This window comes from Acidovorax sp. CF316 (genome assembly GCF_000276605.1).
GTDB lineage: Bacteria > Pseudomonadota > Gammaproteobacteria > Burkholderiales > Burkholderiaceae_C > Acidovorax.
In genome coordinates, this window is the sequence record NZ_AKJX01000115.1 from 1 (window position 1) to 19,059 (window position 19,059).

At 67.3% G+C, this 19,059-nt stretch carries 21 protein-coding genes; 12 read left to right on the forward strand and 9 right to left on the reverse strand.

All coding sequences use genetic code 11. The annotated features are described in order from the left end of the window. Positions 1-222: 222 nt before the first annotated feature. The 4 genes from PMI14_RS12895 to PMI14_RS12910 all read left to right on the forward strand — a co-directional run bounded on the left by PMI14_RS12895 (position 223) and on the right by PMI14_RS12910 (position 2,904). Positions 223-780 (forward strand): MgtC/SapB family protein, encoded by a 558-nt coding sequence (locus PMI14_RS12895; protein ID WP_007854976.1) that lies wholly within the window; start codon positions 223-225, stop codon positions 778-780. Between the two features lie 213 nt (positions 781-993). Further along, positions 994-1,929: a DMT family transporter gene (locus PMI14_RS12900; RefSeq protein ID WP_007854977.1), complete on the forward strand. Its 936-nt coding sequence runs from the start codon at positions 994-996 to the stop codon at positions 1,927-1,929. A gap of 125 nt (positions 1,930-2,054) precedes the next feature. Further along, positions 2,055-2,285: a hypothetical protein gene (locus PMI14_RS12905; protein WP_007854978.1), complete on the forward strand. Its 231-nt coding sequence runs from the start codon at positions 2,055-2,057 to the stop codon at positions 2,283-2,285. A gap of 79 nt (positions 2,286-2,364) precedes the next feature. Then, positions 2,365-2,904 carry a DUF924 family protein gene (locus PMI14_RS12910; RefSeq protein WP_007854979.1) on the forward strand — a complete coding sequence of 180 codons (540 nt, stop codon included), beginning with the start codon at positions 2,365-2,367 and terminating at the stop codon, positions 2,902-2,904. Here the strand turns inward: PMI14_RS12910 and PMI14_RS12915 are convergent. From PMI14_RS12915 to PMI14_RS12925, 3 genes are all read right to left on the reverse strand, one after another. Then, entirely contained in the window at positions 2,901-3,674 is a 774-nt protein-coding gene (locus PMI14_RS12915; RefSeq protein ID WP_007854981.1) for a fumarylacetoacetate hydrolase family protein, read from the reverse strand. The genes PMI14_RS12910 and PMI14_RS12915 overlap by 4 nt on opposite strands. 6 nt (positions 3,675-3,680) lie before the next feature. Further along, positions 3,681-4,664, reverse strand: coding sequence for a tripartite tricarboxylate transporter substrate binding protein (locus tag PMI14_RS12920; protein WP_007854985.1), 984 nt, complete (start codon positions 4,662-4,664; stop codon positions 3,681-3,683). 300 nt (positions 4,665-4,964) lie between these two features. After that, on the reverse strand, positions 4,965-6,206 hold the full coding sequence (locus tag PMI14_RS12925) for an alanine--glyoxylate aminotransferase family protein (protein WP_007854987.1): 1,242 nt from the start codon (positions 6,204-6,206) through the stop codon (positions 4,965-4,967). Positions 6,207-6,328: 122 nt separating this feature from the next. Between PMI14_RS12925 and PMI14_RS12930 the strand changes: the two genes are divergently transcribed. Next, positions 6,329-7,027, forward strand: a complete 699-nt coding sequence (locus tag PMI14_RS12930) for a GntR family transcriptional regulator (protein WP_007854989.1) — start codon at positions 6,329-6,331, stop codon at positions 7,025-7,027. Between the two features lie 12 nt (positions 7,028-7,039). Continuing rightward, entirely contained in the window at positions 7,040-10,084 is a 3,045-nt protein-coding gene (locus tag PMI14_RS12935; RefSeq protein ID WP_007854990.1) for an FAD-binding and (Fe-S)-binding domain-containing protein, read from the forward strand. 35 nt (positions 10,085-10,119) lie between these two features. On the opposite strand, the gene PMI14_RS12940 is transcribed toward PMI14_RS12935, so the two are convergent. Beyond that, positions 10,120-10,872, reverse strand: a complete 753-nt coding sequence (locus PMI14_RS12940) for an SDR family NAD(P)-dependent oxidoreductase (RefSeq protein WP_007854991.1) — start codon at positions 10,870-10,872, stop codon at positions 10,120-10,122. Between the two features lie 201 nt (positions 10,873-11,073). On the opposite strand from PMI14_RS12940, the gene PMI14_RS12945 reads away from it, so the two are divergent. After that, positions 11,074-11,955: an AraC family transcriptional regulator gene (locus PMI14_RS12945; RefSeq protein WP_081497322.1), complete on the forward strand. Its 882-nt coding sequence runs from the start codon at positions 11,074-11,076 to the stop codon at positions 11,953-11,955. 59 nt (positions 11,956-12,014) lie between these two features. On the opposite strand, the gene PMI14_RS12950 is transcribed toward PMI14_RS12945, so the two are convergent. Then, complete coding sequence (locus PMI14_RS12950) at positions 12,015-12,929, reverse strand: AraC family transcriptional regulator (RefSeq protein WP_035203623.1); 915 nt, start codon at positions 12,927-12,929, stop codon at positions 12,015-12,017. A 147-nt stretch (positions 12,930-13,076) separates the two neighbouring features. Here PMI14_RS12950 and PMI14_RS12955 point away from each other — a divergent pair, with 147 nt between their 5' ends. From PMI14_RS12955 to PMI14_RS12965, 3 genes are read left to right on the forward strand one after another with little or no spacing between them, the layout of a single operon-like run. Continuing rightward, the gene (locus PMI14_RS12955) at positions 13,077-13,829 is read left to right on the forward strand and encodes an SDR family NAD(P)-dependent oxidoreductase (protein ID WP_007854994.1); all 753 of its coding nucleotides are present in this window, start codon (positions 13,077-13,079) and stop codon (positions 13,827-13,829) included. Between the two features lie 21 nt (positions 13,830-13,850). Then, a complete protein-coding gene (locus tag PMI14_RS12960; protein WP_007854995.1) occupies positions 13,851-14,282 on the forward strand; it encodes a VOC family protein in 432 nt (143 codons plus the stop codon). Beyond that, on the forward strand, positions 14,279-15,259 hold the full coding sequence (locus tag PMI14_RS12965; protein ID WP_007854996.1) for a trans-acting enoyl reductase family protein: 981 nt from the start codon (positions 14,279-14,281) through the stop codon (positions 15,257-15,259). The genes PMI14_RS12960 and PMI14_RS12965 overlap by 4 nt, the downstream gene beginning before the upstream one ends. Before the next feature lie 128 nt (positions 15,260-15,387). Here PMI14_RS12965 and PMI14_RS12970 read toward each other — a convergent pair whose 3' ends face one another. Then, positions 15,388-15,798, reverse strand: a complete 411-nt coding sequence (locus PMI14_RS12970; protein ID WP_007854998.1) for a hypothetical protein — start codon at positions 15,796-15,798, stop codon at positions 15,388-15,390. 109 nt (positions 15,799-15,907) lie between these two features. Between PMI14_RS12970 and PMI14_RS12975 the strand changes: the two genes are divergently transcribed. Beyond that, the gene (locus PMI14_RS12975; protein ID WP_007855000.1) at positions 15,908-16,792 is read left to right on the forward strand and encodes a LysR substrate-binding domain-containing protein; all 885 of its coding nucleotides are present in this window, start codon (positions 15,908-15,910) and stop codon (positions 16,790-16,792) included. Between the two features lie 34 nt (positions 16,793-16,826). On the opposite strand, the gene PMI14_RS12980 is transcribed toward PMI14_RS12975, so the two are convergent. Both PMI14_RS12980 and PMI14_RS34870 read right to left on the reverse strand, forming a co-directional pair. Then, entirely contained in the window at positions 16,827-17,231 is a 405-nt protein-coding gene (locus tag PMI14_RS12980; protein WP_007855001.1) for a hypothetical protein, read from the reverse strand. Positions 17,232-17,316: 85 nt separating this feature from the next. Further along, a complete protein-coding gene (locus PMI14_RS34870) occupies positions 17,317-17,487 on the reverse strand; it encodes a hypothetical protein (RefSeq protein WP_007855002.1) in 171 nt (56 codons plus the stop codon). Between the two features lie 222 nt (positions 17,488-17,709). Here PMI14_RS34870 and PMI14_RS12985 point away from each other — a divergent pair, with 222 nt between their 5' ends. After that, the gene (locus PMI14_RS12985) at positions 17,710-18,051 is read left to right on the forward strand and encodes an HPF/RaiA family ribosome-associated protein (RefSeq protein ID WP_007855003.1); all 342 of its coding nucleotides are present in this window, start codon (positions 17,710-17,712) and stop codon (positions 18,049-18,051) included. 36 nt (positions 18,052-18,087) lie between these two features. On the opposite strand, the gene PMI14_RS12990 is transcribed toward PMI14_RS12985, so the two are convergent. Continuing rightward, positions 18,088-19,035 carry a succinylglutamate desuccinylase/aspartoacylase family protein gene (locus PMI14_RS12990; RefSeq protein ID WP_007855004.1) on the reverse strand — a complete coding sequence of 316 codons (948 nt, stop codon included), beginning with the start codon at positions 19,033-19,035 and terminating at the stop codon, positions 18,088-18,090. Positions 19,036-19,059 lie beyond the last annotated feature (24 nt).

Sequence of the window (19,059 nt, forward strand, 5' to 3'; positions counted from 1 at the left end):
TTTGGTGACTTTCTCTTGGCGGCCCAAGAGAAAGTTACTGCGCCGCCGGGCGCACATCCCGGCTCCCGCCCTCAACCAAAGCACACAGCAACCACAAACAACACAGAAACAAACGTCAGCCCCGTCCTACCCCCAATACCGCCTCCCACCTCTAGCCGCCCCCAAACGTCCAGAGCACATTGACGCCAGCCCCCCAACACCCACAAAGACAGCACCCACACCATGGCAGAAACAAGCACCACCGACGCCTGGTGGCAACAGGTCGCCACCACCGTCGCCTCCGAATTCTCCGACGTCCCCGACGCTGGCGAAGCCACGCGCATCGTCGTGCGGCTCATGGTCGCCGGCATCCTGGGCGGCATGTTGGGCTGGGAGCGCGAGCACGCCGGCAAGGCCGCCGGCATACGCACCCACATGCTGGTGGCGATGGGCGCGGCCCTGTTCGTGCTGGTCGCGCAGCAGATCGGCATCGGCCCGGCGGACAACAGCCGCGTGATCCAGGGCATCGTCGCGGGCGTCGGCTTTCTCGGGGCCGGCACCATCCTCAAGGGCGACGGCGATGGGGAAAGCCAGGTCCGGGGCCTGACGACCGCCGCCGGCATCTGGCTCACCGCCGCCATCGGCGTGGCGGCCGGCCTGGGGCGCGAGGTCACGGCCGTGCTCAGCACCGTGCTGGCACTGGCCGTGCTGTGGCTGATCCCGCTGCTGCACGACGCCACACAGAACCGTTCGCAGCACGGTGGCAAAGAAAAAGCAAAAGAAAAACAAAAAGCCGATTGATTGATCGATCGACGATAGCGCAGGCAAACAAACAAGCAGGCAGACAGACAGGCGTCCCGCAGCGTGGGAATGTTGGCAGCCTGCTGGCAGCAGGCCTGGGCTACACTTTTTGCAGAGCCCTGCACTGCGCCGGGGGATCGATCCCACCGCCCACGATCACGATTGTTGCTGCCATGACCTTGTCCCCAGTCCTCCTCGCTCCGGGAACCGCCGGTGGCTGAGCCCACCGCCCAGGCCGCCCCACCCAGCCAGACCCCTGCCCGTGCACCGCTGTCGGGCAACCTGCGCGGCATCATCGCCATGTGCTTGGCGGTGGGCTGTTTTTCGGTGATGGACGCGCTGCTCAAGACCCTGTCGGGCAGCTACCCCGCCATGCAGGTCGCCTCCATGCGCGGCCTGGCGGCCCTGCCGCTGGTGGCCCTGTACGTGCTGTGGCGCGGCGAGGTGCGCGGCCTGCTCAAGGTGCGCTGGCCGCTGCACCTGCTGCGCGGCGCGATCAACATCACCATGCTGGCGCTGTTCGCGTTTGCGCTGCGCGAGCTGGGCCTGGCCGAGGCCTACACGCTGTTCTTCATCGCGCCGCTGCTGATCACGGCCCTGTCCACTGTGGTGCTGGGCGAGAAGGTGCGCGGCGCGCACTGGATCGCCATCGTGCTCGGCCTGGTGGGCGTGGTGGTGGCGCTGCGCCCGAGCCAGGAGGCCATGCTCTCGGTGGGCGCACTGGCCGTACTGGGCGCGGCCGCGGGCTATGCCATCTCGGCCATTGCCGGGCGCCTGCTCACGCGCACCGACTCGAGCGCCAGCCTGGTCTTCTGGACCACGGCCATGCTGGCACTGGGCGCCACGGCCCTGGCCCTGCCGCAGTGGAAGGTGCTGGACGCCTCCCACTGGCCGCTGGTGGCCGCCATGGGGGTCTCGGGCTTCCTCGGCCAACTGGCGATCACCGAGGCCTTTCGCCACGGCCAGGCCTCGGTCGTGGCGCCCTTCGAGTACACCGCCCTGGCCTGGGGCATGGGGCTGGACTGGGTGCTGTGGCAGGCCGTGCCCGGCGCCTCCACGCTGATCGGCGGCGCCATCATCATCGGCAGCGGGCTGTACCTGGTGCGCACCGAGCGCAACACGCAGCAGCAGGCGGTGCTGCCTCCGTGAACTGAACCACCATTGCCGTCTTCGGCCCGCTTGCCCACGGGGTCCGGTCTGACAAGGCCAGCCCGGCCGCCGGGCTGTAATAAAGGCATGCCAACAGCGGCCTCGTTGCCGCAAGGATGCCTTCCATGAAACAAGCCCCTACGCAGCACGCCACCATCCGTGGCCATGTGACGTTCACCCCCGGCGACGGTGCACCCATCGCCATCCCCGAAGGCCCGGTGGAGCTGATCACCGCACCCGACAGCACCACCCTGAGCTGGACCACCGAAGACGATGCCGCAGGCTCCGCCGCGATCCCCAAGGACCAGTACAACCAGTACGTCAAGGACGGCAAGATCCGGCTGACCAAGCACTGAGGCGGCCACAGCCTTCGGACCGACCGACCTGCATGCGCCCTATCATGGGCGCATCTTTTTTTAGCGCCCCCGCCCGCCCATGCAAGCCGAAGACGTTCTCCACTTCTGGTTCGAGGAACTCACGCCCAACCAGCACTTCATGCAGGACGATGCGCTCGACCGCCGCATCACAGAACGCTTCGGCGCCACGCTGGCAGCCGCGCGCCAGTGCGAGCTGTCATCCTGGCGCGCCTCGCCGGAGGGCCGGCTGGCCGAGATCATTGTGCTCGACCAGTTCTCGCGCAACGTGTACCGCAACACGCCCGGTGCCTTCGCGCAGGATGCCCAGGCGCTGACCCTGGCGCAGGAACTCGTGGCCAGTGGCCAGCACAAGGCATTGCCCATGGCCCAGCGCGCCTTTGCCTACATGCCCTACATGCACAGCGAGTCGCTGGCCATCCACACCCAGGCGATGGAGCTGTTCGACCAACCGGGTCTGGAGAACAATCTGGCGTTCGAGGTGAAGCACCGCGACATCATTGCGCGCTTTGGCCGCTACCCACACCGCAACCAGGTCCTGGGGCGCGTGTCCACGGCCGAGGAAACGGCGTTCCTCTCGCAGCCCGGTTCGTCGTTCTAGAGTTGCAGCGAGGCGGTGCCCACGCCATCGAATTCCACTTCGACCTTGTCCCCGCGCGAGGCGGGCAGCAGGCCCACCCACGACCCGGTGGTCACCACCGTGCCGGCAGCCACGGTCGCACCATTGCGCGTGGCATGTTGCAGCCAGGTGGGCAGCAGCCAGGCCGGGTCGCCCAGAGGGTGCGTGCCCGTGCGCAACACGGGCTCGCGCGCGCCAATGCGCGTGGTGCAGCGTTGCGCCGCCCAATCGCGGGCGGCATAGGGCACCCAGTCGCCCAGCGCCAGCGCGCCGTGCGACTGCAGGTCGGCCAGGCGCAGCAGGGCCGGGGCGTCGCCGCCTTCCTGCCAGCGCGTGTCCACGATCTCGATGGACACAGCCATGGCATCGACGAACATGCCCGCGGTATCGGGCGTGAGCGCCGCGGCCTGCGCGGGCGACACGGCCTGACCCAGGCGCAGCGCGATCTCGGCCTCGATGCCGATGGTGTGGAACTGCATGTCCGAATAGTCGGCTGGACTGGTGCGCACGCCCGCTGGCGGCAGCGGTGCATGCGTGAGCACGGCCTGGCGGTTCGGGCCACCCGACTTCCAGTGCCGCGCCGGCCCCGGCGGGAACCAGCCCATGGCCTGGGCCACGGCCTCCTGCACGGCATAGGCCGCAGGCGCATCCGCCAGCGCCCCGCCCCAGGGCAAGGCACTGATGGTGCGGCCGGCCTGCCATGCGGCCACCAGGGCGTGGGTCAATCCGGTCGTCGGGTTCTGTTCAGCCATCGTCTTCTAGCTCTCCACTTTGACATTGCCTTCTTTGACCACCTTGCCCCACTTGGCAATCTCGGTGGCGATGAAGTCCTTGAATTTGTCGCGTGTTCCGCCGCCGTCTTCGGCGCCGTAGGTGTCCAGGCGTTCCTGCACGTCGGGCATGGCCAGCACCGTGTTCACATCGCGGTTGATCTTGTCGGCCACGCCCGATGGTAGCTTGCCCGGCCCGGCCAGCCCGTACCAGGTGGTGGCCTCGAAGCCCTGGAAGCCCTGCTCCTGCATGGTGGGCACGCCGGGGTGGCCCTTGGCGCGCTTGGTGCGCGTCTGCGCCACGGCGGCCACCTTGCCGCTCTTGACGTGCGGAGTGGCGGCCGTCATGGTTTCGAAGCAGTACTGGATCTGGTTGCCCATGAGGTCGGCCAGTGCCGGCGCACTGCCCTTGTAGGGCACGTGCAGCGCATCCACACCGGCCTGCAGCTTGAACATCTCCAGCGCCAGGTGCTGGGCCGAGCCGGGGCCGGCCGAACCGAAGCTCACCTTGCCCGGGTCGGCCTTGCACAACGCCACGATCTCCTTGACGGTCAGCGCCTTCTGCCCCGGCCCCGCGATCAGCAGGTTGGGCGTGACGCCCACCATCACGATGGGCACGAAGTCGCGCTGCACGTCGTAGCGCAGCTTGGGCTGCAGGCTGGGCGCCAGAGCGTGGCTGTTGATGTGCGCCATCAGCAGCGTGCTGCCGTCGCTGGGTTGCTGGGCCACGTACTCGGCCGCCAGCACGCCCGAGACGCCGGCCTTGTTCTCCACGATGACCGACTGCTTCCACATCGTGGAGAGCTTGGTTGCCACCACGCGTGCCAGCGCGTCGGTGCCCCCGCCGGGCGGAAAGCCCACGATGATGCGCACCGGGCCGCTCGGCCACTCCTGCGCGAACAGGCGCGGGGCGCCGAGCGTGGCCGCCGCCGCGCCCGCGGACTGGATCAGGGAACGTCTCTTCATCATCATCGCTTGTCTCCTTCGTTGGCCCTTTTTTGTGCAGGCCGGGTTGAATGAACTCAGCACATACCGCCCCGGCCGCATGCGTGCACGGCCAGTGGCAAAAAGAAAACACGGGGTCGATAACTCGGTCAAACCATGCTTGCGCCAGGGGGCGCAGGCGGGCGAAAAGCCTGCACATGCGTGCGGGCCAAAAGCCTGCACATGCGTGCGGGCCAAAAACCTGCACATGCGTGCAGGCGAGCAGCCGGCGCCTCCCGCAGGCGCCGGCCGATCTGTCAGGCCATCAAGTAACGGGCAGTCGAGGGCTCAGGCGGCCTTCTTCAATGCGGCAGGTGCCGCATGGTTGGCAAAGTAGTCCATGCTGGCCTGCACCCCGCTGCCGGCCAGGGCGATACCCGAGAGCTTGAGCCCCATCTCCACACCCGCCACCATGGCGATCAGCGTGAGGTCGTTGCTGTCGCCCAGGTGGCCCATGCGGAACATGCGGCCCTTGAGCTTGCCCAGGCCCGTGCCCAGCGACAGGTCGAAGCGCTGATGGATCAGCCGACGCAAGGCATCGGCGTCCACGCCCTCGGGCGTGATCACGCCGGTGAGCACGGGCGAGTACACCGCCGGGTCGGCGCACTGGATGGGCAGGCCCCAGGCATTGACGGCGGCGCGCACGCCCGCACCCCAGCGCTGGTGGCGCGCGAAGACGTTGTCCAGCCCCTCGGCGAGCAGCATGTCCAGCGCCTCGGACAGGCCGTACAGCAGGTTGGTGTTGGGTGTGTAGGGCCAGTAGCCGTCCTTGTTCATCTCCACGATCTCGTCCCAGGCCCAGAAGGCGCGCGGCAGCGTGGCCTTCTTCGAGGCCTCGAGCGCGCGTGGCGACAGCGCGTTGAAGCTGATGCCCGGCGGCAGCATCAGGCCCTTTTGCGACCCGCTGATGGTCACGTCCACGCCCCACTCGTCGTGGCGGAAGTCGGCGCTCGCCAGGCCCGAAATGCTGTCCACCATCAACAGCGCCGGGTGGCCCGCCGCGTCGATGGCCTTGCGCACCGAGGCGATGTCGGAGGTCACGCCCGTGGAGGTCTCGTTGTGCACCACGCACACGGCCTTGATCTTGCGCTCGGTGTCCTTGCGCAGGCGCGCCTCGATCAGGTCGGCCTGCACGCCGCGGCGCCAGCCACCGGCCAGGGGCAGGTGCTCGTCCTTGCCCTCCCAGGCCAGAAATTCGGTGGAGATACCGAGGCGCGTGGCCATCTTCTGCCACAGCGAGGCGAAATGCCCGGTCTCGAACATCAGCACATGGTCGCCCGCGCTCAGGGTGTTGGACAGGGCCGCCTCCCAGGCGCCGGTGCCCGACGCGGGGTAGATCGCCACCGGGTGCCGGGTCTGGAAGATCTTCTGGATGCCCGAGAGCACCTTGAGCCCCAGGACGCCGAACTCGGGCCCCCGGTGGTCGATGGTAGGTAGGCTCATCGCCCTCAAAATGCGGTCTGGCACCGGGCTGGGGCCCGGGATCTGCAGGAAGTGGCGGCCGGTAGGGTGAAAGTCGAGTTGAAGCATGGAGCGTCCTTTCTTTCTTCAGTTTTGCATGCAAAAAACACAATTGCATGCGGGAATACCCTGAAATATAGCGATTGATCCGCCAATTTTTTGCATGCAAAATTCAAAATAGAAAGAACTTCATGGCTGAAATCATCGAAATCTCCCGCCTCGCGCTGCACGACCAGGTCGCAGCGCGCCTGCGCACCATGCTGGTGGAAGGCCAGATCGCGCCCGGTGCCAAGCTCAATGAACGCGAGCTCAGCGAACAGCTGCGCGTGTCGCGCACCCCGCTGCGCGAGGCCATCAAGCTGCTGGGTGCCGAAGGCCTGGTGGACCTGCTGCCCAACCGCGGCGCCGTGGCCGTCAAGCTCACCGAGGCCGACGTGGTGAACACCTTCGAGGTGCTGGCCACGCTCGAAGGCATGTCGGGCGAACTGGCTGCCCAGCGCATCACCGATGCCGAGCTGGCCGAGCTGCGCGCCCTGCACTACGAAATGATGGCCTGCTTCGCCCGGCGCGACCTGTCGGGCTACTACCGCATCAACGCCAGCATCCACACCGCCATCAACGAGGCGGCGCGCAACCCGGTGCTCACAGCCACCTACCGCTCCATCAATGCCCGCGTGCAGTCACTGCGCTTTCGCACCAACCAGAACGAGGCCAAGTGGAAGCTGGCCGTGGCCGAGCACGAACAGATGATCGAAGCCCTGGCCGCGCACGACGCCGAGGCCATGCGCAAGGTGCTCGTGGCCCACGTGCAGCGCAAGCGCGACACGGTGCTGGAGCTGCTGCGCGCAGGCGAGATCTACCCCCAAACCAAGCGGCAAGCCAAAACCTAGGACCCTCTCCCCATGCGCATCGAACCCGCCAGCACCCTGCAGCCAGCCGGTACCACCCTGCCTCCCAACGAGACCTGCGAGGCACTAGCGCGGCGCCTGGCGGCGGAGACCGAGGGCGAGGTGCTGTTCGATGCCGGATCACGCGGGCGCTACGCGACCGATGCCTCCATCTACCAGATCATGCCGGCCGGCGTGCTGGTGCCGCGCACCGAGCGCGACATCGCGGTGGCCATCGACATTGCGCGCGACCTCAAGGTGCCTGTGCTGCCGCGCGGCGGCGGCACCAGCCAGTGCGGCCAGACCACGGGCGCGGCGCTGGTGATCGACAACACCAAGCATTTCCGCAAGCTGCTGGCCTTCGATGCCGAGGCCCGCACCGCAACCGTGGAGCCGGGCATCGTGCTCGACCACCTGAATGCCCAGCTCAAGCCGCACGGCCTGTGGTACCCGGTGGATGTGTCCACCAGCGCCCAGGCCACGCTGGGCGGCATGGCGGGCAACAACTCCTGCGGCTCGCGCTCGGTGGCCTACGGCAACATGGTGCACAACGTGCTGGGCGCGAGCGCCTGGCTGAGCGACGGCGAGCTGGTCGACTTCGGCCCGCTGGCCACGCTGGGCCCACGCGCCAGCGCCATCGCGCAGCACTTGCATGCCCTGGCCCAGCAACACCGCAGCGAAATCGCCGAACGCTGGCCCAAGGTGATGCGCCGCGTGGCCGGCTACAACCTCGACATCTTCGACAACCAGAGCGAGAAGCCTTACACCGCCGACGGCAGCGTGAACCTGGCGCACCTGCTCATCGGCGCCGAGGGCACGCTGGCCTACACGCGCAGCCTGACCCTCAAGCTCAGCGAACTGCCGCGCGCCAAGGTGCTGGGCATCGTCAACTTCCCGAGCTTCCACAAGGCCATGGACTCGGCCCAGCACATCGTCAAGCTCGGCCCCACGGCGGTGGAGCTGGTGGACCGCACCATGATCGAGCTGGCGCTGGCCAACCCGGCCTTTCGCCCCACGGTGGAGACGGCCCTCATCGGCATGCCCGAAGCCATCTTGCTCGTGGAGTTCTCGGGCGCCGACAAGGCGGCCCTGCTGCCGCAGCTGCGCCAGCTGGTGGAGCTGATGGGCGACCTGGGCATGCCCGGCAGCGTGGTCGAGATGCCGGACGAGGCGCCGCAGAAGAACCTGTGGGAGGTGCGCAAGGCGGGCCTGAACATCATGATGAGCCTCAAGGGCGACGGCAAGCCCGTGAGCTTCATCGAGGACTGCGCCGTGCCCTTGGAGCATCTGGCCGAGTACACCGACGGCCTGACCGAGGTGTTCGCCAAATACGGCAGCCGGGGCACCTGGTATGCGCATGCCTCGGTGGGCACGCTGCATGTGCGCCCCATCCTGGACATGCGCACCGATGGCGCCGCCAAGATGCGCGCCATTGCCGAAGAGGCCAGCGCCCTGGTGCGCAAGTACAAGGGCGCCTTCAGCGGCGAGCATGGCGACGGGCTGTGCCGCGGCGAGTGGATCGAATGGCAGTTCGGCCCCGCGATCAACGAGGCGTTTCGCGCCATCAAGACCCACCTGGACCCGATCGGCCTGTTCAACCCCGGCAAGATCATCGACCCGCCCAAGATGGACGATGGCGCGCTGTTCCGCTTTGCCCCGCCCACGGCGCCCAAGCCCTACAAGCGCATCCCCCTCACGCCCGTGCTCGACTGGTCGGCCTGGAACGTGCAGGCCGACCCGGTGACCGAGGTGACCACCGCCCCCGGCACCGGCGGCGACGTGACCGGCGGCTTCGCCAAGGCCGTGGAGATGTGCAACAACAACGGCCACTGCCGCAAGTTCGACGCCGGCACCATGTGCCCCAGCTACCGCGTGACGCGCGACGAGCAGCACCTCACGCGCGGGCGCGCCAACACCCTGCGCCTGGCCGTGTCGGGCCAGCTGGGCCCCGACGCCTTCACCAGCGAGGCCATGCACGACACCATGGACCTGTGCGTGGGCTGCAAGGGCTGCAAGCGCGACTGCCCCACGGGCGTGGACATGGCCAAGATGAAGGTCGAGTTCCTGGCCCACTACAAGCGCAAGCACGGCCACACGCTCAAGGACAAGCTGGTGGCCCACCTGCCCGGCTACGCGCGCACGGCCAGCCACTTCGCCTGGCTGCTCAACCTGCGCAACACCGTGCCCGGCGCAGCCTGGCTGGGCGAAAAGCTGCTGGGCTTCTCGGCCCAGCGCTCATTGCCCGCCTGGCGCGCGGACACCTTCTGGCGCAGCCACGATGCCTCCCTGTTTGCCAGCCGGGACGACACCATCGCCGCCGCCCAGGCCGGCCGCAAGACGGCCGTGCTGTTCGTCGACACCTTCAACGGCACCTTCGAGAGCGAGAACGCCCTGGCCGCCGCACGCGTGCTGCACGCCGCAGGCTACGTGCTGCACACGGTAGAAAAGGCCGGCGGCCACCATTGCTGCGGCCGCACGTACCTGGCCACCGGCATGGTCGACGAAGCCAAGGCCAAGGCCGGCGCCCTCATCGACGCCCTGCTCCCCCTGGCCCAGGCCGGCATCGCCATCGTGGGGCTGGAACCCTCGTGCCTGCTCACCCTGCGCGACGAGGCCCTGGTGATGGGCCTGGGCGACAAGGCCGTGACCGTCTCCCAGCAGGCCCTGCTGTTCGAGGAATTCCTGGCCCGCGAAGCCAAGGCCGGGCGCTTCGCCCCAAGGCTCAAGCCCGCCGGCAAACCTATCCTGCTGCACGGCCACTGCCACCAGAAGGCCTTCGGCGCCGTGCCCCCCATCCTGGAGGTGCTGCGCCTGATCCCCGAAGCCCAACCCGAGCTGATCGAAAGCTCCTGCTGCGGCATGGCCGGCAGCTTTGGCTACGAGGCCTCGCACTACGAGGTCTCGATGCAGATGGCCGAGGCGGCGCTGCTGCCCGCGGTGCGCAAGAACCCCGATGCCATCGTGGTGGCGGACGGGACGAGTTGCCGGCACCAGATTGCGGATGGGGCACAGCGGGAGGCGGTGCATGTGGCGAAGTTGCTGGACAGTTTGCGGGTGTGATCCACCCGGTAACGCAGCAACGCAGCAACCCAGGTTCAGTACCCTACGCCGCGCACGCCACCCGCGGCCCGCAGTGACTCGCCCGTAACCCAGCGCGCGTCCTCCGACGCCAGGAAAACCGCGACAGGAGCAATGTCCTCTGGTTCACCAAACCGTCCCAGCGGCGTGCCGGAAATAAGCCGCACGCCCAGCTCGCCCGCAAAGTTGCCGTCCGTGGCGGGCGTGTTGGTGTGCCCCGGCAAGATCGAGTTCACCCGGATCTTGCGCGGTCCCAGCTCGCGGGCCAGCGCGAATGTCATCGTGTCGACCGCCCCTTTGGTTGCCGCGTACACGCTGGAGGCCAGGTAGGGATCGGTGCTCAGGATCGAGCTGATGTTGACGATGCTACCGCCGCTATCGCCGAAATGCTTCACCGCTTCCCGGATCGCCAGGAAGTAGCCCAGAACGTTGATGTTGAACTGCCTGTGGAAGGCATCCTCGGTCATGTCGGCGACCATCTCGAACACGGCGACACCCGCATTGTTCACCAACACGTCCAGCTTGCCGTAGCCTGCATGCACCGTATCGAAGAGGCGGGCCACGTCGCCCGCCTTGCTCATGTCCGCCTGCACCGCGACCGCTTTTCCGCCCGCCGCCTCGATGGCCTGGACGACCGATTCGGCGCCGGCCTTGCTGGTGGCGTAGTTCACGACGACGGTCGCGCCCTCGGCGGCCAGCGCCTTGGCAATGCCCGCGCCGATGCCACTCGATGCGCCGGTGACGATTGCGATCTTTCCTTCGAGTTTCATGGATAACCTTTCAAGATGGGTGTGCTGTCAAAGATGCGGCGTGCCGGTACCAGGGTGGCGCGGCGAGTCATCCGCTGGGTTCAAGTGTTGGGTCCACCGGTCCCGCATGGGTGCCGGTTCTTCTCACATCCTTGCCTATTCTTCTCACCCGTCTTGCTTCACTTGCAGGTCTGCACCATGATTCGCAAAATGACCAGTGCAATGAACGAACTGCGCAGCATCGTGATGCGCGCAGAAAACCGGTGGACCGACATCGGCATACCGCGTGTGGCGATGGTGCGTGCAGAGGTTTGCGCGGACCAGGTCTACCAGCCCATGCTGCACCTGGTGCTTCAGGGCGCCAAGACCCTGTCCATCGGCGACAGGCTTATGAAGTACGAAGCAGCCACGTATTTCCTCGTGCCCGTGGACGTACCCGCCACCGGCCAGATCCGCCAGGGCGGCCCGGGGCGACCCTATCTGGCGATCAGCCTGGCCCTGGACCCCCAGGTGATCGCCGGCCTGCTGCAAGGCGAGGAAGGCGGCGGTGGGCCATCGAAGGCGTCCTGCTTCTCAGGCGTGGCGGCGCCCGATGAAATGCTGGACGCCTGGCTGCGCATGGTTCGGCTGATTGATCGACCGGTGGAGGCCGCAGTGCTTGCGCCGATGATCGAGCGGGAAATTTTGTTTCGGGCCCTACAGGGGCCTCTCGGGGGCACACTGCGTGACATGGCGCGACCCGGCGGACGGCTGGCGCAGATCCGCCGCGCCATCCAGTGGATCCGCGAGCATTTCACCGAAGCATTCCGCGTGGAGCAGGTCGCTGCGATGGCCGGCATGAGCGTTCCCGCTTTCTACCGCCACTTCAAGTCCGCCACAGCCATGACGCCCATCCAGTACCAAAAGCGTCTGCGCCTGCTCAGGGCCCGCTGGCTGCTGCTGTTCGAACCGCGCGACGCCGCATCAGCCGCTTTTGCCGTAGGCTACGAGAGCGCTTCACAGTTCAACCGTGAATACGCACGCCTGTTCGGCCTGCCGCCTGCGCGGGATGTTGCCAGGTTCAAGTCGCCGGCAGAACGGGCGACGGCGGCGGCCATGGTGTGATGGCGGGCCGCCGGCCCCGGGCATTGCCAAAGACAGGAGGCTGCGGTGCGCGATGCCGGTCAAGTGCTGCGTCGAGCCTCGCCTTCGCCGGGCGGCGTGTACTTGGCCATGATCTGTTGCGCATCCCGTCTCGGCGCAAGCCCAAAGGCGCGGGCGTACTCGCGGCTGAACTGGGTAGGGCTTTCGTACCCGACCTCGAACGCCGCCCGCGTGACGCTTTGGCCGCCCACCACCAGCAGCGTACGGGCCTGCAGCAGCCGGATGCGCTTTTGGTACTGCATCGGGCTCATTGCCGTCACCGCCTTGAAGTGCCGGTGGAACGCCGAGGAGCTCATGGCCGCCGTTCGCGCAAGGTCTTCCACCCGCAACGGTTGCGCGAAGTCCCGGCGAATGCTCTGTATCGCCAGGCTGATGCGCCCGATGGCGCTGTCTGGCGCAGCGATGTCGCGCAGCATGGCACCCTGCGGTCCCTGCAGCACCCGGTAGAGGATTTCACGCTCATAGGCAGGCGCCAGTGCGGCAATGTCCGCCGGGCGTTCCATCAGGCGCAGCATGCGAACCCAGGCATCCATCAGGTCCGGGGTGACTGCGGCGACTGAAAACCCGGAGTCCGCCTTCTCGGTACGAGCGGGTTTGGGCAAGTCCGCGATCAAGCCGGCAACCACCGTCGGCTCAAGCGTCAGCGCCACGGCCAGGTAGGGCTCGCCGGTGGCGGCTGGCCAAACCGTACCCACCGCAGGCAGGTCGACGGACATGACGAAGTAATTGGCCGGGCAATAGTGCAGCGTGCGGTCGCCCACGGTCATTGACTTGCTGCCTTGAAGAATCAGGTTGACCATCGGATCGTAGACCGCGCTCAGTTCATGCTCCGGGATTTTCCCCTGCACCATGGCAACGCGCGGAATGCCGGTCTGTGTCATGCGGTTCCTGGCCTTTGCCGTGAGCGCCCGCAGTTCTTTCAGTTGTTCTTCCATGCCTCGCATCTGACCGCAATACGGTCCACCGCGCAAGCAGCGAAGCTTGCCACCAGCAGGATCAGGCAGGCTTGAGGCAGGAACAGGCAGGCCCGCAGATGGTCTGGCGCCTATCGTTCAGACACCACTCACCAACGGAGAAAACACATGGGCATCGCCATCATCACCGGCGCAAGCCGGGGCCTCGGGGCCAGCACCGCCATCCAGGCCGCCAAGCGCGGCATGGGCGTCATCCTGACCTACAACAGCCACGCAGCGGGTGCAAAGGAAGTCGTTCTGCAGATCGAGGCGCAGGGCGGCAAGGCCGTGGCGCTGGAACTGGACGTCAGCAAGGTCGGCTCGTTCGCCAGCTTCCGCGCCAGCGTCGCGACCGCACTGGCGTCCACCTGGGACCGTGACCGCTTCGACGCCCTGGTCAACAACGCAGGCTACGGCGCGTTCAATGCCATCGAATCGGTGACCGAAGCCGAGTTCGACGGCCTGCTGAATGTCCACCTCAAGGGCCCGTTCTTCCTGACCCAGGCTCTGCTGCCACTGATGGCCGACGGTGGCCACATCGTCAATCTGACCAGCGCCACGACGCGCGTGGCAACACCGGGCGCGGCACCCTACGCGGCGTTCAAGGGCGGGCTGGAAGTGCTGACGCGCTACATGGCCAAGGAATTCGGTCCGCGCGGCATCCGCGCGAACTCGGTCTCGCCGGGCGCGATCCGCACCGACATGACCAGCGGAGCGTTCGATCAAATGCCGGAGTTCGTGACCCTGCTCTCCGGGCAGACGGCACTGGGCCGCATCGGCGCGCCGGATGACGTCGGCCGCGTCATCGCCAGCCTGCTGTCGGCAGACAGCGGCTGGATCAACGCGCAGAACATCGAAGTCGCTGGCGGCTACATCATCTGAACCCAAGACACCCTTACCACCATGCTGGACCATCTCTTTCTCTCGGTGAGTGATGTCGGGCGCTCGGTCGCCTTCTATACCGCCGCACTGGCGCCGCTGGGCATACGCCACAGCCACGACTACGACGGCAAGGATGGCCCGCCCGGCCACCCCGATCTCAAGGGATTCGGCGCCAACGGCCGCGTGTTCTTCTGGCTGCGCCATGGCGTGGCGCAGGGACAGGCGGCCCACGTCGGATTCGTGGCGGCTGGCGCAGCGGCAGTGGACGCGGCCTACGCCGCAGCCATGGCGGCCGGCGCTACCGACAACGGCGCGCCAGGGGCACGGCTGCACTACGACCCGCGCTACTACGCCGCCAACGTGTTCGACCCGGATGGCTACAGCCTGGAGTTCGTCTACAAAAGCTGGCAACAGGCGCAGGGCCTGCCACATTCGCCAAAGGCCAGGCCATGAGCCGCGTACTGATCTACGGCGCCACCGGATACACCGGCAGCATGGTGGCCCGCCAAGCCAGGACGGCCGGACTCGATTTCGCCATTGCCGGGCGCGATGCGCAAAAGCTGGCGGCGCTGGCCCGCGAACTGGGCGTGTCCTGGAGTGTCTTCGCACTGGATGCAGACGCACCCACCACGCCCCTGGCGGGCTTCTCCGTCCTGCTCAACTGCGCCGGGCCGTTTGCCAGAACCGCAGAGCCGCTGATGCGCGCCTGCATCGACGCCGGCGTGCATTACCTCGACATCACTGCGGAGATCAACGTCTACCGTCTGGCCGAGCGCCTCGGCGCAGAGGCCTCCCGTGCCGGCGTGATGTTGCTGCCCGGCGTGGGCTGGGACGTGGTGCCCACCGACTGCCTGGCGCTGCAACTGTCGCGCCGCGTCGCGCAGCCCCACTCGCTGCGCATCGCCCTGCAGGTCGCCGGCTCCATGTCGCGTGGATCGGCCGTCAGTGCCGGGGAAATCCTCGGTGCCGGCCTGATGGCGCGCGTGGACGGCGCTCTGGTGTCCACACCTGCAGCCGCACCGGCGCTGTTCAACTTCGGCGACGGTGAAGTCGCCTGCGCGCCGCTGTCCTTTGGTGACCTCGTGACGGCCTGGCACTCGACCCGCATCCCCAACATCGCCATGTTCGTGAACGTGACCGGCACCGCCTTTTCCGCAGCTGACGCGGCGGATCTGCCCGACGGGCCAAGCCCTGACGAGCGCAACGACCAACGCGCCCGCGCCGTGGTGGAGGTCACCGGTGCAGACGGCGCGGTGGCCCGTGCGGTCATCGAAACAGTGAACGGCTATTCGTACACACCGCTTGCGGCGGTGGAAGCGGCGCGGCGGGTGCTGAAAGGCGAGCACCGGGCTGGCTTTGAGACACCGGCGCGCGTGCTGGGCGCTGGCTTTGCCCAGAGCATTCCCGGAACGCTGGTCGCTGAGTCATGACGATCGCACTGCTGCTGTTCCAGGCACGCCCCCTGGGCGTGCCCGGCCGTGGCTGTCGTCGGGCAGGTTGAGGCCCAAGGGGCAGGTGAGCACATGCCCATCACCCCATCGCGACACCGCCCAAAAATTCACCGCACACCCGCGGGACCACCCACCCCGGTGCCCGCCTTGCGACGCTGAAGCACCGCGATCAGCACATGGGCACCGACTGCCAGGGCCATCAGCACCAGCGCGCCCAGCCCCCAGATGACCCAAGCCAGCACCGAGATGGCCCCTGACAGGGCGGGCACGGCTTCCAGCGCCGCCTGCACCACGCCCCCCACGGCCGCGATCACGCCGCCGAACTCCTGCGCCAACTGGGGCGGTATCCAGACCTTGAGCCATTCGGGCAGCAGGACTGCATCCATGGCGGTGGTACCGCCGGCCAGGGCCCCTGCACTGCCGACGGCCCAAACCGTCACCGCGTGCGCGCCCCAGCAGGCCAGCGACCACAGGGCCAGCAGAATGAACGAGAGAAACCAGCTGATTGCGTAGAACATGGATCGTTGTCTTTCTGAAATAGCAAGTGCCGAGTATGGGCATGCGAACCTGGAATAGACACCAGCCTCAGCCGAATCTAGTATTCGGTTTTTCCGAACCGGGTACCCCATGCTGAACTACCGCCACCTCTACTATTTCTGGATGGTTGCCAAGGAAGGCGGCTTCGCCCGCGCCGCCGACCGCCTGGAGATGGCTGTGCAGACCATCAGTGCGCAGGTGCGCGACCTGGAGAAGGCCCTGGGGCACCAGCTGCTCAAGCCATCCGGCCGCGGGGTGGCGCTGACCGAGGCAGGCCAGGCAGCGTACGCGCGGGCCGAAGAGATATTCCAGCTGGGGCAGTGCATTCCAGACGAGGTGCGCGAGGCTGCCAGCGCCAAGGTCGCGCGGCTCTCGGTGGGGCTGTCCGACGGCATCTCCAAGCTGGCAGCACATGCGCTGCTGGAGCCGGTGCTGGCCACACCCCATCTGCGCCTGGTGTGCCACGAGGGAGAGTTCGACGAGCTGCTGTCCGAGCTGGCGCTGCACGAGCTGGATGTGGTGCTGGCCGGGCAGGCCGCGCCGCGCAACCCGAACCAGCGCCTGTCCAGCGAGCGGATCGCCCGCTCCACGCTGCAGTGGTACGGACCGGCGTCGCTGGTCCGCAAGACCGCGCGCGACCGTTTTCCACAGTCGCTGCAGGACCTGCCGGTGCTGTTGCCCACCTTCCATTCACCGCTGCGCTCCACGCTGGACCATTGGTTCCAGGACATTGGCGTGCAGCCCCGCGTGGTGGGCGAGTTTGAGGACAGCGCCCTGCTGGCGGTGTTTGCGGCCCGGGGGCTGGGGGTGTTTCCGGTCAGCCAGCTGGGTGCCCAGGACGTGGGGCTGGTGCGCGGGCTGCGCCAGCTGGGCGACTGCCCCGGCATCAGCGAGGAAGTGCATGCCATCTGGTCGCGCCGCGGGCAGCACCACCCGCTGGTGCGCCAGATGGTGGACGCTGCACGCGGGGCCTAGCCCCGCCACGGTGGCGCGCCGCATGCGTGTTGCCTCAGCTGTGCGTAGGCAGCTTTCCGATGCGCCATTGCGTGAGCGCTGCGCGCATGATCCACGCCTCCTGCGCGGCGACATGCTGGTCCGCCATGGCGGCGGCGTCGGCAAAGTACAGCACCTTGTGCTGCAGGTCGGTGTCGGTCACCTCCGACATGACGGCGTCCAGGGTGGCCTGGTCGATGCTGCCGGTGAGCAGGCGGCGCTCGTGCGCGGCCATCAGCAAGTCTTCACACAGGGTGTGCAGGACCTGGGCGAAGTCGCCGGGCGCCAGGCCGATTTCACGCTCGATGTCCTGGCCATACAGGGCCTCCAGCTCCTGGCGGCTGACGTTGCCGTCGGAGATCAGCAGCAGGGCGACGATGCGGGCGGCTGCTTCGGGGCTGTTGTGGGGGTAGCTGCGCATGTTTCTTCCTTCGTGGGGCTTGGTATTCAGGACGGTGTGGCCATGCCACAAGGGCTGGCCGGTGCGGGACGCATTCCCGGCGGCTTCAGTCGCGGTAGCGGTAGCGGCGACGGGGGTGTTCGCGCTGCGTGGAATGGACCCGGACCAGCGCCGGCGCACGCAATGGAAGCTGACTCGGTGACCATGGCCGAAACACCTGCAGCACCCTGGTACGCAGCGACTCCAGCAGTGAACGGACAAAGATCAATGGCTTCATGAAGCACCTCGCTGTGGTTGGAACAAGATGGAATGTGCGGGCACGGGGAAGCTTCAAGAAGCAGGTTTTTTGTAGCATGTACATCGGTTTTTCCGAACCATTGCGAACAATGCGGGACCATGCCAAACAACAGGTTTTGCAGAAGCGCACTGAAGAGAGGAGCTGCTTTGCGCAGCCTGGTGCGCGGGATAAGGTTCGGACTCCAACCCAAGGAGAACGCCGATGCAGATACTTTTCAAGTCCCGCCATCCCGATGCGGCTTTGATGCGCGAAACCGTTGAACGCCGGGTGCGCTTTGCCCTTCGGCGCCTGAACGCGCTGGTTCCGCGGGCCGACGTCCAACTGGCCGACCTCAACGGCCCGCGGGGTGGTGTGGACAAGCGCTGCCAGATCGAACTGCGCACGGATGGCGCAGGCCCGGTGGTGGTTTCGTCCGTCGCCAGAGACTGGCGCACAGCACTGGACGACGCCCTGGCGCGAGCGACCCGGCATGTGCTGCGCACGCTGCGCCGTGCCAACCCAGCGCGCAAGCCGCGCAGGCAACTGCCGGGGCTTGAGGCGTAGGGGTGTCCGCCGCGCCTGCGCGGCGTCAGGCCCTCCTCAGATCGGCCGCGTCAAATACACCGCCTCGCGCCCCACGATGGGCTCGCGGGTGGGCATCAGCACCGTGCAGTCGTCGCACAGCGCGCGGATCTCCACGGTGCCGTCGGTGGCGATGAGTTCATCCTTGGCAAAGGTCTCGAAGCCCTGCACCGGGCGCGTGAACGCGAAGTCGGGCGTGAGCACCATGCAGGTTTCCAGCAACTCGAAACGGCGCTGCGGGCCGGGGACGGCGCGGACGGCGCGGTCGGCGCGGGGCTCGGTCAGGCCGAAGTGGGCGATGAAGTCCTGCGCCACCAGGGTTGCCAGGTCGGCGGCCGATTTCAGGAAGTGCTGGCCGCATTCGACCACCATGGCCACGCCGGCATCGCCCAGGGCCTGGCCGTGGCGGCCGTGCTGGATCAGCGGCGTGCCGGAGCCCAGGCCGTTGGGCATGACCATGTGCACGGGCGGCAGGCCGATGGCCAGGGCCGCCGCCGAGTTGCGCTCGTAGGCCGGATAGACCCAGAAGGGCTGCACGTCCTGGCTGGTGGAGTGGATGTCCAGAATGTGGTCGGCTGCGGCCACCACGGGGCGCAGTTCGCGCGCGCGGCGCAGCTCGGGGCTGTCGTCGCTGCCGTCGAGTTCGGCCGCCGACCAGACGCGGTTGAGGTTGTGCACCAGCTGGCGGCTCTCGAACGGGCGGGATTCGTCGAACGACTCGTAGGCCGCCACGTTGGCAAAACTGATGGTCAGCGTGCCGATGAGCGGGCGCACGCCGCTGTCGAGCAGGTGCGTGGCCGCGACCATGCCGCAGATCTCGTTGCCGTGCGTGAGCGCATTGACCAGCACATGGGGGCCGGGCTTGCCCGATTCGAAGCGGTGCACGTAGTCGATGCCGACATTGCCCTGGCGGTAGGCGGACAGGTCGCGGGGCAGCACTTCAAACAAGGGCGGGTTCTGGCTCATGGTGGGAGGGTTTCATTAACTGAT